The following is a 14,575-nucleotide window of genomic DNA, read 5'->3' as shown; positions in this document are numbered from 1 at the left end:
TTCCCTGCGAAGCCGCTCGGTACTTGGTGACTCCCCTACGGAAGCCGCTTATGGAGACACCGGAAATGCCCCTTGACACATCCTTGGCAGCTCTCACCAGGACGTTGACACCGCTTTGACGCCGTGCGGGCCGATAAGGTGAAGGCGGTGTGCCGGGAAGACTGGTCGGCGTGACGAGGCCCCTTGCTCCCAAGGTGAGCCCGCACTCTGGCAGGGGGCGGCAATGCGCAGCGTAGGTACGGTCTTGTCTCTCGTCGTGCTCGCGACGATGGTGGCGACCTTCGCCCGCCGCTGGCGCATCCCCGCTCCGTCGCTGCTCGTCGTCGCGGGACTGTGCCTCGCGCTGCTGCCCGGGGCCCCGCAGATCGAGATCAGCCCGGAGATCATCGGCCTGGTCGTGCTGCCTCCGCTGCTGTACGCGTCCGCCGAGGAGCTGTCCTGGCGGGAGCTGCGGGCGGTGTGGAAGCCGGTGAGCGTGCTCGCCGTGGGTCTGGTGCTCGCCTCGGCCGCCGCGGTGGGCGTGGTGGCGTCCTGGCTGACGCCGCTGCCGTGGCAGATGGCGCTGGTGCTCGGCGCGGTGCTCGCGAGCACCGACCCCGTCGCGGTCACCGCGCTCGGGCGGCGGCTCGCGCTGCCGCCGAAGGTGCAGGTCCTGGTGCAGGCGGAGAGCCTGTTCAACGACGCGACGTCGCTGGTCCTGTTCCGGGTCGCGGTCAGTGTCGCGGTGGCGTCCGCGGCCGCCGACTGGCATGCGGCGAGCACGCAGTTCGTGGTGCTCGCGGGCGGCGGCACGCTCATCGGCGGAGCGGTCGCCCTAGTGGTGACGCTGATCCGGCGGCGTACCGAGGATCCCGTCCTGGAGACGGTGACAGCCCTGGTCACGCCCTATGCCGCGTACGTACTCGCGGAGGCGGCGCACACGTCGGGCATCACGTCCGTCGTGGTGGCCGGTGTGGTGCTCGGGGGCCGCGGCGACCGGCTGACGAACGCGCGGATACGACTCCAGCTGCACGCGGTGTACGGCACGGTCGTGTTCCTCCTGGAGAGCGTCGTCTTCAGCCTCATCGGTCTCGCGCTGCCCGCGCAGGTGCGGGCGCTGAGCGCGGACGACCGGGCGTGGCCGCTGTACGCGCTCGCCATCGCGGGCACGCTCGTCGCGGTGCGGCTGCTGTGGCTCGCGCCGCTGTCGGCGCTCGTGCAGCGCAAGGGCGGCATCGGGCGCACCAACTGGCGCATACCCGTCGTCCTCACCTGGGCGGGGACGCGCGGTGTGGTGCCGCTGGCCGCCGCGCTCTCCATCCCCGTGACCGCGGACGACGGCAGTCCGCTGACCGAGCGCCCGCTGGTCCTGGTCCTCACGACGTCGGTCGTGGTGGTCACCCTCGTCGTCCAGGGCTTCACGCTCGCGCCCGTGGTGCGGCGCTCCGGCATCGCCCTCGAACCGGACCACACCGAACGCGAGGAGGCCTCCGCGCGCTGCCGCCTCGCCGACGCGGGCATCCGCCGCCTCGACGAGATGTCGGAGCTGGAGGCCGTCCCCGAGGTCGTCGTCGACCGCCTGCGCCGTGGTCTGCAGGCCCGCCTGGAACACGCCCGCGAACGCCTCGACGAGAACGGCGACGCCACCGCCGAGTCCGCCGACCACGTCTACCGCCAGCTCCGCCGCGACCTGATAGCCGTGGAGGCGGCGGAGCTCCGGCATCTGTACGACGAGCACCGCATCAGCGATACGACGCGGCGGCGGCTGCAGCGGTCGCTCGACCTGGAGGAGGCTCGGCTCGCCGACGCGTGAGCGGGCCCCGGGGGCGGGCTAGCGCAGGGACTCGATCGTGCGGGACAGGCTCTCGGCGCCGTGCCCCTCGGACACCTGCTGCTCGAACAGCGTCTGCAGCGGGGCGAGCAGGTCCACACCGACGCCCTGCGCCCTGGTCGCGGTCAGGATGTGGGCCAGGCCCACGGCGTTGATGTCCATGTTCGACGTCTCCGTGCGGTAGTCCCCGGCGTCGATCTCGGCGGCGAAGCCGGGCAGCGCGGCGATGGCCTCCTTGAGCCAGCGGACGAGCAGCGCGGTGACCGGCACCGCGTCGATCCCGGCGGAGCCGCCGACGGCCACCGTCTGGAAGAACCCGGCGAACATGCCGTACATGCCGCTGAGCAGCGCCACGTCGTACACCGCCGCGAGCCCCGCGTCGGACCCGACGAACTCCACCCGGCCCAGCGTCTCGAGGAGCGTCCGGTACCGCCCGAACGCGTCCTCGTCACCGCTGTAGAGGACGAACGCCTCCGGGCTTCCGATGGTCTGCGGGATGGCGTAGACCGCGCCGTCCACGTACGCGGCGCCGTGCCCCGTGATCCAGGTGCCGAGCTCGCGGGCAGCGTCCGGGATGCCGGAGGTCACGTTGACGACGACGCGGCCCGCGAGGGTGCCCACGGCGGGCGTCAGCAGGTCGCGGACGGTCGTGTAGTCGAGTACGCAGATGACAACGAGGTCGCTCGCGGCGATGGCGTCGGCCGGGGTGGCCGCCAACGTGGCGCCCCGGGCGACCAGTTCGTCCGCCTTGCCCGGCGAGCGGTTCCAGACGGTGACCTTGTGGCCCTGGTCGAGGAAAGTGCGGGCGAGGACGTGGCCGAGGTTGCCGAGGCCGATGACGGTGACGGTCGTGGGCTCGGGGGTGGTGTCGCTCATGGTGGGCCTCCGGTGGGAGCGGTGCTGCCGGGCGGTGTGCCCAGCTGCTTGTGGTCACCACCGTGCGGGTGGGCGCTGCCGGTCCGGTGCCGCTTCACTGCCGAACCGCTGTCGGTCTCCCCTGCCGCCCCCTGCCGCCCCCTGCCGCCGCCTGTCGCCACCCGCCGCAGGTCGCTCACCTGGCGGGTTATCGTCATCGACATGCGATTCGGGGTGCTCGGTCCGCTGGCCGTGTGGAAGACGGACGGCACGGAGGCGGCGGTCCCTGGTGCCAAGGTCCGTGCGCTGCTTGCCCACTTGCTGGTGCACCCCGGCCACCCGGTGTCCGCGGACCGGCTGACCGACGGCCTGTGGGGCGAGCAACTCCCCGACCATCCCGCGAACGCGCTCCAGGGCAAGGTGTCCCAACTGCGCCGGGCGTTGGAGCGTACGGAACCGGGAGGCCGGGCCCTGGTGGCGGCGGGCCCCGCCGGCTACACGCTGCGCGTGCCGGCGGACGCGGTCGACGCAGGCCGCTTCGCGCTCCTGCTCGAACGGGCACGAGCCACCGCGGACGACCCGCACGCGAAGGCACAGCTACTGCGTGAGGCACTGAACCTGTGGCGCGGCGAGGCGTTCGCCGACTTCACCGAAGCACCCTTCGCACGCGGTGCGATCGGCCGCCTGGAGGAGGCCCGCCTCACCGCGTGGGAGGAACAGGCCGAGGCCCGCCTGGAGTCGGGCGACCACGGCCCCCTGGCCGCGGACCTGGCCGACCTGGTCGTACGCCACCCCCTCCGCGAGCGCCTCCGCGCCGCCCAACTCCGCGCCCTGTACCGCGCGGGCCGCCAGACAGAGGCCCTCGCCGCGTACGAGACCCTCCGCCGCCACCTGGCGAACGACCTCGGCCTCGCCCCGGGCGCGGAACTGGCGGCACTGCACGGGGCGATCCTGCGCCAGGATCCGGGGTTGGCGGGGCCGGGGGGTGCCGGGGACGGGTTCTCGGCGAGGGAGGGCGGGGGGTCGGCGGGTTCGGGGTCGGCTTCGTCTGCGACTGGGTCTTCGGCCGGGGCCGGGTCGGTGGCTGCGCCTTCGCTGGCGGCTGCACCATTGCCTGTGCCTTCGGCGGCGGCTGCGCGTTCGGCGGCCGCTTCGTCAGAGGCCGCGCCTTCGGCCGAGCCCTCCGCGGCCGGAGGCACGACGGCTGGGGCCCTGGCCGTGCCTTCGACGGGCGGCGCCGCGGTGGCCAGGGCCGCGACTTCGGCTGAGGAAGCGGCGAACGCGACAGCCGAACATTCGGGAGCAGCAGCGGTACCTGCGGTGGCGGAGGAAGCGGCGGGCGAGACTGCGGCGCGGGGAGAGTTGCCGACTGGGGCTGCGGCGTGGGGCGGGGCGGCAGCCGGGCCTGCGATGCCGCAAGGTGCGACCGCCAGGGCCGCGGTGACCGACGGCACGGCAACCGGTTCTGCGGCGGCCGGCGGCTCGGTGTCCGGGCCCGCGATGGCTCAGGGTGCGGCAGTCGTGGCTTCGGTGGTCGGCTCCACCGGTGTTGCCGGTGATCGCGGCGCGCGGTCGGGTGTTGGGGCGCACCTTCCCGCCCCCGCGCCCCCGGCGCCCCGTACCAACCTCCCCGCCCCCGTCGCCGCTCTCCTCGGACGGGACGACGACGTGCCCGGTGTACGTCAACTCCTCGCCGAGACCCGGCTTGTGACCCTCACCGGGCCTGGTGGCGTGGGCAAGACGCGGCTCGCCGTCGCGGCGGCGCGGGGGCTCCTGGGCGAGTTTGTCGACGGGGTGTGGCTGGTCGAGCTCGCGGGGCTCGACGGTGCGGCCGGGTACGGGGCGGACGCGGTGGCCGAGGCCGTGGGCCGGGTGCTCGGTCTGCATGAGGAGCCCGGGGCTCCGGTGGCCGCCGTCGAGCGGCTGACGTGGGCGCTGCGCGGGCGGCGGCTGCTGATCGTTCTCGACAACTGCGAGCACCTCGTGGACGCCGTCGCCGAGTCGGTGGACGTGCTGCTCCGCGACGTACCGGGGCTCAGCGTCCTCGCGACCAGCCAGGAACCGCTCGATGTGAGCGGGGAGCGGGTGTGGGTGGTGGCGCCGCTCGATCTGGTGAGCGCGGTGGAGCTGTTCCGGCAGCGGGCCGGGCTGGGATCAGGTTCTGGGGGCGTGTCCGGTTCGGGGCCCGGGGACGTATCTGGTTCCGGGGCCGGGGGCGTATCCGGGGCCAGGCCCGGCGCGCGGCTCGGGGCCGACGACTCCGAGGCCGTCGCCGAGTTGTGCGTGCGCCTTGACGGGCTCCCGTTGGCCCTTGAGCTGGCCGCGGCACGCGTACGCACGATGGGGGTGCACGGGCTGCTGGCCCGCATCGACGATCGGTTCGCCCTGCTCGCCCGCGGCTTCCGGGGCGCCCCCGCGCGCCAACGCACCCTCCGCGCGGTCATCGACTGGAGCTGGTCGCTGCTCACGCCCCCGGAGCGCACGCTCCTGCGGCGCCTCGCCGTGCACGACGGCTGCACGCTCGACGCCGCGCAGGCCGTCGGCGCGGACGGCACCGTACGCGGACCGGACGTACTCGACCTCCTCTCCCGTCTCGTAGACCGTTCCCTGGTCGTGGCCTCGGACCATCCTGACGGGCCGCGGTACTGCGTCCTGGAGTCCGTCAGGGAGTACGGCGCCGAACAGCTCCGCGAGGCGGGCGAGTTCGACGCCGTGCGCGAGCGGCACAGTGTTCACTACGCCGAACTCGCCGTGCGCGCGGGACGGTTGCTGCACGGTCCCGAGCAACGGCGGTGGCTGGATCGCCTCGACGAGGAAAGCGCCAATCTGCGCCGGGCCCTGGACACCGCGGTGCGGCAGGGAGCGGCGGGCCGGGCGCTGGACATGGTCAACGCGCTGGCCTGGTACTGGGTGCTGCGGGGGCGGATCGCGGAGGCCCGCAGGTACTTGGACGCCGCGTTGGCGTTGGTGCCTGACCCCGCACCGGACACCGCCTCCGCACGAGCCCTCGCGCTGGCCTGGCGCACCGGCATCTCGCTGCGCGAGGGCACCGACGCCGGCGCGGACGCGTACGCGGACACCTGCGCGGGCACGGACACCGGGCCGAAGTCCAAGGCCGCAGCCACGGCCACGGCCGCGTACATAGCCCCGTACATAGACGCGTACGCAGCGACAGGCCCGGACGGTCACGACGGCACGGGCGGGGACGAGAGCGCGGGCGGAGCCGAAACCAACCGCCTGCTCCGGGCAACCCTCTGCGCCTACAACGAACTTGACGACCCCTCAGGCCGAGCCACCGCCCTATGGATCCTCGGCTCCGCGCAAATGGGCGCGGGAGCCGTCCGCACCGGCGAGCGCCTTGTGAACGAGGCGCTCGACGGCTTCACCGCCCTCGGCGACACCTGGGGCACCGCCGCCGCGCTCAGCGTGCGCGCCCGGCACGCCATCGCGCACGGCGACCTCGCCGCCGTACGGCAGGACAGCGAGCGCAGCGCCCGGCTCTTCCGTGAACTGGGCGACGAGTGGGGCCAGTTGCAGACCGTCTTCCCGCTCGCCACGCTCAGCGAGATCGCGGGCGACTACGCCGAGGCCGCCCGGCTGCACCGCGAGGGACTGGCCATCGCGGAGCGCCTCGGTCTGCGGACGGAGGCGTCCAAGCGGCTGTCCGGGCTTGGCCGGATCGCCCTGCTCACGGGCGACTTCGCAGAGGCCCGCACCGCACACGAGCAAGCCCTGCGCCTCGCGCACGAACACAGCTTCCGCTCCGGCGAGTTGGACGCCCGCATCGGCCTGGGCCTCGGCGCACGCAGGGAGGGCGACCTGGAAGGCGCCGAGCGGCACATGCGCGAGCTGCTCACCTGGTTCCGGGGGGCCGACTACGGCCCCGGCGTGACGCTCGCGCTCGCCGAGCTCGGCTTCGCGGCGGAGCTGCGCGGCGACGCGGCAGCGGCCCACGCGCTGCACGCGGAGGGCTTCGACGTCGCCCTAGGGCTCGGGGACGCGCGGGCCATGGCCCTGGCCCTGGAGGGCTTCGCGGGGGCGGCGGCCGCCGCCGGGGAGCACCGCGCGGCGGCGACACTGCTCGGCGCGGCCGCCACCGCCCGCGCCTCCGTCGGCGCCCCACTCCCGCCGGGCGAACGGCGCGACGTGGACCGGGTGTCGGCGGCAGCGCGCGGCCACCTGGGCGAGGAAACGTACACAACCGCCTTCGAGGAGGGCGCGGGCCTGACGCCCGAAACGGCCCGCGACCAGGCCACTTCGCCCGCCGCCAGGCCCACCGCGGGCTCCCGACCTCCAGGCTCCGGGCCCACCGGCACGCACACGCCCCGATAGCCACACATCGGGAGACCCCACCAGCCCCACCCGTCGCTTATCCCTCCATACCCTCGCGGTCAAGCACCGATTTCCGGTCGAAGCCCGCGTCGCGGAAAACAACCAACCGCTCATTCTCCCAGGTCAGCGAGTCGTTCCGCGTTATACCACCTGGCCGAGTCCACATTCTGGACGGTCGGCGCGGGCCACGCCCGGCCGCCCTGAGCTGCCCGAACGGTCATTCGGCACTCGCCCAGCGGAGCCACTCATCCGGAAATCGACCATCCGCTTGCCGCTCACTCAGCGCACTTGCAAGACTCCCGACCGCAACCGAAAGTGGCACACGCAATCTCCATGTAACTCCCAGCACCACCCATAAGAAACACAAATCCCGCACCACCAACCAGCATTGAAGGAGCGTCAAAGTGCGTCACCTCCTGAAGACCGTGAGCGCGGCCGCCGCCGTGGCCGCCGGTGTCCTGACCGTCTCGGCGGTCTCGACGGGCGCGGCCGGGGCTGCGACCGCCGAGCCGAGGGGCCTGTACGCGCCCTCGGACCTGGTGCTCACCGTCGGCCAGGGCGAAGACGCCGCCACGGCCACGGTGCAGCGCGCGGTCACCCTCAGCTGCGCGCCCAAGGCCACCGGCACCCACCCGGCTCCCCGCGCGGCGTGCGCCGAATTCAGCGCCGTCGAGGCGCAGTTCGAGAAGCTCGTCGACGCGGCGCCCAAGGTCGCGTGTACCAAGGAGTGGAACCCGGTCGTGGTCTCCGCGGCCGGCGTCTGGCAGGGCAAGCACGTCGCGTGGTCGATCACGTTCGGCAACCCGTGCTCGATGAAGGCAGCCCTCGGCACCGGCGCCCTGCTCAACTTCTGACAGCTGCTCAACTCCTGACGGAGCCTCCGTCCCTGACGGACACTCCGCCCCCCTAGACCCCTCGGCAACCTTTCGTGGGGGGAGGACGCCGAGGTACGCGGCCCCCGATGTCCCGAGCATCGGGGGCCGCACAATGCCGTTTTCCGGGGGATCCTGTCCGGGAACCCGTCCGGCCCGGCCCCAGGAGGTCCCTGTGCACACCCCCGCCCCCGACGCGTACGACGGCCTGCCCGGCGGCATCGGCGTGTCCCGGCTGCGCGTGTACGACTGGCCGGCCGCCGACGGACTCCGGGGCGGCACGCCCCACCTGCATCTCACCTGCACGGAGGGCTACGCGGTCGTCGGCGGACGCGGCGCCGTGCAGACCCTCACCCCCGCCGGATTCCGGCAGACCCCCCTCTCCCCCGGCGCGCTCGTGTGGTTCACGCCCGGCACCATCCACCGCCTCGTCAACGAGGGCGACTTGACGATCCACGTCCTGATGCAGAACAGCGGCCTGCCCGAGGCGGGCGACGCCGTGCTCACGCTGCCGCCGCACCTGCTCGCCGACCCGGCGACGTACCGCGCCGCCGTCGCGCTGCCCGCCGACGGAACCGAGCAGGCCAAGGAGAACGCCGCCCGGCACCGGCGCGACCTGGCCGTCGAGGGGTTCGCCGCACTGCGCGCCGCCACCGAATCCGGCGCCCCCGAGCCCCTCGCCGCCTTCCACCGGGCCGCCGCCGCACTGGTCCGGCCCCTGACCGAGGCATGGCGCAAGCGCTGGCAGACCGGCGCCGCGGCGTCGGCCGCCGCCACCGGAGCACAGCTCGACGCCCTGGCGCGGGGCGACGCGAGCCATCTGGCGCACGCCCGGGTGCGCGCCGAACAGCCCGCCGAGCGCGGCCGGTTCGGCATGTGCGGGCGGCTCGACGCGTACGAGACCGGGGCCTGAGCCCGCCCCCCCGGCAGGGGCGCGGGAACCGATCACGGCTGCCGACGGTCGATGAGTAGGGGAAGATCACTCACGTCAGCCCCGCCGTCACCCACGTGGCCGCGCCGCGCCTCTGTACACCGATCCGCCCGAGGAGCCCCCATGAACAGCACAGACAACACCCTGGGCGGCGCGTTCGCGGACGCCGTGACGGCCGAGCCAATCACCACCGAGCGCCTCGCGCTGGAGCCGCTGCGCGTGGCCCACGCCGAGGAGATGGCGGCCGTCCTCGGGGACCCGGCCCTGCACGCGTTCATCGGCGGCGCCCCGGACGACGTGGACACCCTGCGCGCCCGGTACGCCCGCATGGTCGCCGGGTCCCCCGACCCTCGCACGTCCTGGTGCAACTGGGTGATCAGGGAGACCACCGAAGGCCGCCTCGCGGGCACCGTGCAGGCGACGGTGCAGCCCTCGTCGGCCGCAGGCGGCCTGACCGCCGAGATCGCCTGGGTGGTCGGCACACCCTGGCAGGGCCGAGGCATCGCCTCGGAGGCGGCACGCGCCCTCGTGGAGTGGCTGCGCACACGCCCCGGAGTGACTTCCGTGCTCGCGCACATCCACCCCGACCACGGCGCGTCCGCCGCCGTGGCCCGCTCCGCCGGGCTCGCGCCCACCGCGGAGCGGCACGACGGAGAGGTCAAGTGGGTGCTCTCACTGGACCGTTGAGCCCAGGCCGGGACCGCTGAGCCCCCGGACCGCCGAGGCCGGAACGCGGGCCGCGATCAGTACGGCCGGTCCCCCGAGATCGCCACGCGCTCCGCCACCCTCCGGTGCGGCGCGTAGTCGTCGACGGCGTAGTGCTGCGTCGCCCGGTTGTCCCAGAACGCGATGTCGCCCGCCCGCCAGCGCCAGCGCACCTGGTACTCCGGCACATGGGCCTGGCGCACCAGGAACCCGAGCAGGCGGTCGCTCTCGGCGCGGTCCATGCCGACGATGTGCGTGGTGAAGGACGTGTTGACGAACAGCATCCGGCGCCCGGTCTCCGGGTGCGTGCGCACGACGGGGTGGGTGACGGGCGGGAACTCGTCCTGGAGCGGGGCGAGTTGCTCGGGTCCGTAGAAGCGGGCGAAGCCGGGGATGAAGTCGTGCACGGCCACGGCGTCGTCGACGCGCGCCTTGATTGCGTCCGGGAGGTTGTCGTACGCGGCGGCCATGTCCGCCCACATCGTGTCGCCGCCGACGGGCGGGACCTCGCGGAGCTGCAACACGGCGCCGAGCGCGGGCCGTTCGCGGAAGGTGACGTCGGCGTGCCACACGTTCTCGAAGGTGGGCGCCGCGTTCCCGCCCTTCTCGAAGCGGGCCACGTCATCGGCGGAGCCGCGCGCGAGCAGCGGGTTGGTCTCCAACTCGCCCCAGTTGCGGGCGAAGTCGCGCTGCTGGTCGGAGGTGAGGTGCGCGGCGCGGAAGAACAGCACCTTCCACTCAAGGAGGGCGCGGTGGAGTTCCTCGCGCACCGCGGGTCCGAGCGGCCGGGTCAGGTCGGCGCCGCGGATCTCGGCGCCGATGACGCGGCCTTGGGGGACGACGTCGAGGTGCGTGTACGGAAGCTCCGGCCGGCCTTCGGGCAGGCGGCGCAGGGTGCGTCGGCCCTCGTACATGCCGTCGGCGGGGACGCGGGCCGCACGCAGAGCGGGCGGGGCGGCGGAAGGGAAAGAAGGCAGGGAAGGGGAAACGGGCACAGCCGTCATGGGAGTGATCCTCGCGTCGGGCGGATTCGGGTGAACGGCAGAGAGGTGAAAGACACGAAGGCGCGGCGCCACCGCGTCGCGTCAACAGCCCGAGCGCTCGCACCCGCACCGCCACGGGACGTTGAAACGTCCGAGGCCGGTGGTCAGGTGCTGGATCATGTGGTCATTGTGGGATGCCACTGCGCGTACGTCAACGGAAAGGGACCCGGCCTCCCGGGCACCGGCCCGTCGGCGGACCGGGACACCGACCCGCGCGTCACCGCGGTCCCCGGATGACGGATGATCGTGGCATCCGTACGAAGAAGCTGTGAAGGCAGAGAGGACCACCCCATGGATGAGCGCTTCGACGTCGTCGTGCTCGGAGCAGGACCCGGCGGCTATGTCGCCGCCATCCGCGCCGCCCAGTTGGGCAAGCGGGTCGCGGTCGTCGAGGAGAAGTACTGGGGCGGGGTCTGCCTCAACGTCGGCTGTATCCCGACGAAGGCGCTGCTGCGCAACGCCGAGCTGGCGCACCTGTTCACGCACGAGGCGAAGACGTACGGCATCAAGGTCGACGGCGAGGTGTCCTTCGACTACGGCGAGGCGTTCCGGCGCAGCCGCACGGTCGCGGACGGCCGCGTCAAGGGCGTCCACTTCCTGATGAAGAAGAACAAGATCACGGAGTTCGACGGCCGCGGCACCTTCCTCGACGCCAACACCTTGCAGGTGGCGAAGGCCGACGGGACGACCACGACCATCGGCTTCGAGAACTGCATCATCGCGACCGGCGCCACCCCGAAGCTGCTTCCGGGCACCCGGCGCAGCGACCGCGTGGTGACGTTCGAGGAGCAGATCCTCGCCGAAGAGCTGCCGCGGTCGGTGGTGATCGCGGGCGCGGGCGCCATCGGCATCGAGTTCGCGTACGTCCTGCACAACTACGGCGTGAAGGTCACCATCGTCGAGTTCCTGGACCGGATCGCGCCGCTGGAGGACGCGGACGTCTCCAAGGAGCTGGCCAAGCAGTACCGCAAGCTCGGGATCGACGTGCTGACCTCGACGCGCGTGGAGTCGATCGACGAGTCGGGCGAGCAGGTCCACGTCACGGTCACGGCCAAGGACGGCAAGCAGCAGGTCCTGGAGGCCGACAAGGTCCTGCAGGCCATCGGCTTCGCGCCGAACGTCACCGGGTACGGCCTGGAGGCCACCGGCGTGGCGGTCACCGAGCGCGGCGCGATCGACGTCGACGGCCGCTGCCGCACGTCGGTGCCGCACATCTACGCCATCGGTGACGTCACCGCGAAGCTGATGCTCGCGCACACCGCCGAGTCCATGGGCGTGGTGGCCGCCGAGACCCTCGCGGACGCCGAGACGATGGAGCTCGACTACCCGATGATCCCGCGCGCCACCTACTCGCAGCCGCAGATCGCGAGCTTCGGCTGGACGGAGGCGCAGGCCAAGGAGAAGGGCTTCGACGTCAAGGTCGCCAAGTTCCCGTTCCAGGCGAACGGCAAGGCGCACGGCCTGGGCGACACCGTCGGCTTCGTCAAGATCATCAGCGACGCGACGTACGGCGAGATCATCGGCGCCCACCTGATCGGCCCCGACGTGACCGAGCTGCTCCCGGAGCTCACCCTGGCCCAGCAGTGGGATCTCACGGTGCACGAGGTGGCCCGCAACGTCCACGCCCACCCGACCCTGGGCGAGGCCGTCAAGGAGGCCGTGCACGGCCTGGCCGGGCACATGATCAACTTCTGACGGGCCGGTGGCCCCACCGCGCCCGCGGGGGCGGCGGGGCCACCGTTCCACCAGCTGCCCGACGCTCGCCCGAGTGGCGGAGGCTCGTACTCCGGATGATCCTTGGCAGGATGTGATGTGCCTCGGGGGCCGAGGAGAGGCAGCTTTCGATGTTCTCTGGCCTGGGCCGGTTCGTGGTCCGCCGCCCCTGGTGGATCATCCTCGCGTGGGTGATCGCCGCGGGCGCGGTGATCTCACTGGCGCCGAAGCTCACCTCCAGTTCGGACGAGGCGAGCTTCCTGCCCGACCACTACGAATCCATCCGCGCGTCGGACCTGCAGGAACGCGATTTCCCGCAGCAGCAGAACATCGGCGCCATCATCGTCTTCCAGCGCTCGGACGGCGCGAAGCTCACCGCCGCCGACGCCGCCGACGTCAGCCGCATCTCCAAGGACCTCGCGGCGAAGAAGATCAAGGAAGTCCAGGCGATCGACCCCGGCGCGGTGTCGCCGAACAAGCTCGTGCAGACGTCCGTCGTCGCCATGCCGAAGATCACCAACCCCGAGGACACCGACCAGCAGGACGCCGTCGAGCAGCTCCGCAAGGACCTGAAGCCGGAGCTGAAGGGCACCGACCTCAAGGCCGGCATCACGGGCTCCGCGGCGCAGGCCCTGGACGAGAGCGACGCCTCCGAGCGGGCCGGGATCCTCGTCGGCGTCGGCACCATCGTGATCATCATCGTGCTGCTGTTCGTGATCTTCCGCAGCCCCATCATCGCGCTGCTGCCGGTCGTCCTCATCGGCCTCATCTCGCCCATGGCCACGGGCCTGATCGCGTCCGCGAACAAGGCCTTCGACATGAAGGCCGACTCCTCCATCCAAGAGCTCCTCACCGTCGTCCTGTTCGGCGTCGGCACGGACTACATCCTGTTCCTGCTCTTCCGCTACCGGGAGGCGCTGCGCGCGGGCGAGGACGCCAAGGGCGCCATGATCCACGCCGTCGAGCGCGTCGGCGAGGCCATCACGTCGGCGGCGGGCGCGGTCATCGTCGCCTTCGCCGCGCTGACCCTCTCCACCCTCGGCATGCTGCGCTCGATGGGCCCGGCCCTCGCGATCGCCGTGTTCCTGACGCTGCTCGCCGGGCTCACGCTGGTCCCCGCCGTGGTCTCGCTGCTCGGTACGAAGGTCTTCTGGCCGTCGAAGTCCTGGCAACGGGAGCCGCACGGCACGGGCTTCGCCAAGCTCGGCGCGTCGATCGCCCGCAAGCCCGCGGTCTGGGCGGTCGTCTCGGCGCTCTTCATGGGCGCCCTCGCGCTCGGCGCGCTCGGCTACAAGGCGAACTTCGACCTCGCGGGCTCCTCGCTGCCCAAGACCAAGGAGTCCATCGTCTGGCAGGACAACCTGGAGAAGGGCTTCCCCGCGGGCGCGACGGACCCGACCTTCGTGTATCTGACGTCGGAGGGCGACGAACCGCTCGCCTCGGGCCAACCGGCCGCCTTCCGCGAGCAGTTGCAGTCCGTCAAGGGCGTGGGCGAGGTGGCGCAGCCGCGCGTCAGCAAGGACGGCACCACGGCGGCGTACTCAGTGGTCCTGTCCAATCCTCCGGCGTCCGACGACGCGCTCGCGACGGTGCGGGACCGGCTGCGGCCCGCCGCCCACGAGGACGCGCCGTCCGGCACGGAGGCGCTCGTCGGCGGCACGACGGCCGTGTACGTCGACATCAACAAGGCCGTGGACCGCGACTATTCGGTCGTCTTCCCCGTCGCAGCGCTGGCCATCATGGTGATCCTCGGCCTGCTGCTTCGCAGCCTGGTGGCGCCCTGGTACCTGATGCTGTCGGTGGCGCTCGGCTTCGGCGCGACGCTCGGCGCGACGTCGATCCTCTTCCAGCAGATCGGCAGCCAGCCCGGCCTGATGTTCATGCTGCCCGTGATCATGTACTTGTTCGTGGTCGCACTCGGCACGGACTACAACATCCTCATGGTGTCCCGGCTGCGCGAGGAGGCCCGCGAGGGCCGCACCCCGCACGACGCGGCGGGCACTGCGGTGCGGCACTCGGGGCCGACGATCGGCTCCGCGGGCGTGATCCTCGCCGGTACGTTCGCGACGCTGATGCTCGCGGGCAACTCCACGCTGTCCCAGATGGGTTTCTCGCTGTCCTTCGGCATCCTGGTCGCCGCGTTCGTGATGGCGATGCTGTTCACGCCCGCGCTTACGGCCCTGATCGGGCATGCGGCGTGGTGGCCGGGGCACGGGGACGAGAAGCGCAACGGTGGTGGTTCCGGCAGGGCCGGTGGGTCCGACGAGTCTGGTGGTGCCAAAGTGACCGGTGGTTCCGACGGGACGCGGTGACG

General features: G+C 72.5%; 8 protein-coding genes and 1 pseudogene. 7 read left to right on the top strand and 2 right to left on the bottom strand.

All coding sequences use genetic code 11. The features are described 5' to 3' along the window. The first annotated feature begins 223 nt into the window (after positions 1-223). On the top strand, positions 224-1,792 hold the full coding sequence (locus IEY91_RS09230; protein WP_164326706.1) for a Na+/H+ antiporter: 1,569 nt from the start codon (positions 224-226) through the stop codon (positions 1,790-1,792). Between the two features lie 18 nt (positions 1,793-1,810). On the opposite strand, the pseudogene IEY91_RS09225 reads toward IEY91_RS09230, so the two are convergent. Continuing rightward, positions 1,811-2,707: pseudogene (locus IEY91_RS09225) on the bottom strand (NAD(P)-dependent oxidoreductase); the annotation flags it as partial. Positions 2,708-2,887: 180 nt separating this feature from the next. Here IEY91_RS09225 and IEY91_RS42320 point away from each other — a divergent pair. The 4 genes from IEY91_RS42320 (at position 2,888) to IEY91_RS09205 (ending at position 9,487) form a co-directional block, all read left to right on the top strand. After that, positions 2,888-6,997, top strand: a complete 4,110-nt coding sequence (locus tag IEY91_RS42320) for an AfsR/SARP family transcriptional regulator (protein ID WP_189173578.1) — start codon at positions 2,888-2,890, stop codon at positions 6,995-6,997. A 404-nt stretch (positions 6,998-7,401) separates the two neighbouring features. Continuing rightward, a complete protein-coding gene (locus IEY91_RS09215; RefSeq protein ID WP_189173577.1) occupies positions 7,402-7,851 on the top strand; it encodes a subtilase-type protease inhibitor in 450 nt (149 codons plus the stop codon). Between the two features lie 193 nt (positions 7,852-8,044). Continuing rightward, positions 8,045-8,782 carry a cupin domain-containing protein gene (locus tag IEY91_RS09210; RefSeq protein ID WP_189173576.1) on the top strand — a complete coding sequence of 246 codons (738 nt, stop codon included), beginning with the start codon at positions 8,045-8,047 and terminating at the stop codon, positions 8,780-8,782. Between the two features lie 141 nt (positions 8,783-8,923). Then, positions 8,924-9,487 (top strand): GNAT family N-acetyltransferase, encoded by a 564-nt coding sequence (locus tag IEY91_RS09205; RefSeq protein WP_189173575.1) that lies wholly within the window; start codon positions 8,924-8,926, stop codon positions 9,485-9,487. Between the two features lie 56 nt (positions 9,488-9,543). Here the strand turns inward: IEY91_RS09205 and IEY91_RS09200 are convergent, their stop codons facing one another. Next, positions 9,544-10,419, bottom strand: a complete 876-nt coding sequence (locus tag IEY91_RS09200) for a TauD/TfdA dioxygenase family protein (protein WP_229696872.1) — start codon at positions 10,417-10,419, stop codon at positions 9,544-9,546. A 420-nt stretch (positions 10,420-10,839) separates the two neighbouring features. On the opposite strand from IEY91_RS09200, the gene lpdA reads away from it, so the two are divergent. Both lpdA and IEY91_RS09190 read left to right on the top strand, forming a co-directional pair. Next, on the top strand, positions 10,840-12,243 hold the full coding sequence (gene lpdA, locus IEY91_RS09195; protein WP_189173573.1) for a dihydrolipoyl dehydrogenase: 1,404 nt from the start codon (positions 10,840-10,842) through the stop codon (positions 12,241-12,243). Between the two features lie 149 nt (positions 12,244-12,392). After that, positions 12,393-14,573 carry an MMPL family transporter gene (locus IEY91_RS09190; RefSeq protein WP_229696816.1) on the top strand — a complete coding sequence of 727 codons (2,181 nt, stop codon included), beginning with the start codon at positions 12,393-12,395 and terminating at the stop codon, positions 14,571-14,573. The last annotated feature ends 2 nt before the right edge of the window (positions 14,574-14,575 follow it).

The sequence above is a fragment of the Streptomyces lasiicapitis genome, from assembly GCF_014646335.1.
In the GTDB taxonomy this organism is placed as follows: Bacteria; Actinomycetota; Actinomycetes; order Streptomycetales; family Streptomycetaceae; genus Streptomyces; species Streptomyces lasiicapitis.
The sequence above is the reverse complement of the archived record's forward strand: the minus strand, read 5'-3'. Positions and strand labels throughout refer to the sequence as shown.

What these genes read in the sequence shown, in the direction of transcription:
- IEY91_RS42320 (WP_189173578.1), top strand. Translation starts at nt 2,888, where the DNA reads ATGCGATTCGGGGTGCTCGGTCCGCTGGCCGTGTGGAAGACGGACGGC.
- IEY91_RS09205 (WP_189173575.1), top strand. Translation starts at nt 8,924, where the DNA reads ATGAACAGCACAGACAACACCCTGGGCGGCGCGTTCGCGGACGCCGTG.
- IEY91_RS09190 (WP_229696816.1), top strand. Translation starts at nt 12,393, where the DNA reads ATGTTCTCTGGCCTGGGCCGGTTCGTGGTCCGCCGCCCCTGGTGGATC.
- lpdA (WP_189173573.1), top strand. Translation starts at nt 10,840, where the DNA reads ATGGATGAGCGCTTCGACGTCGTCGTGCTCGGAGCAGGACCCGGCGGC.
- IEY91_RS09230 (WP_164326706.1), top strand. Translation starts at nt 224, where the DNA reads ATGCGCAGCGTAGGTACGGTCTTGTCTCTCGTCGTGCTCGCGACGATG.
- IEY91_RS09200 (WP_229696872.1), bottom strand. Translation starts at nt 10,419, where the DNA reads ATGTACGAGGGCCGACGCACCCTGCGCCGCCTGCCCGAAGGCCGGCCG.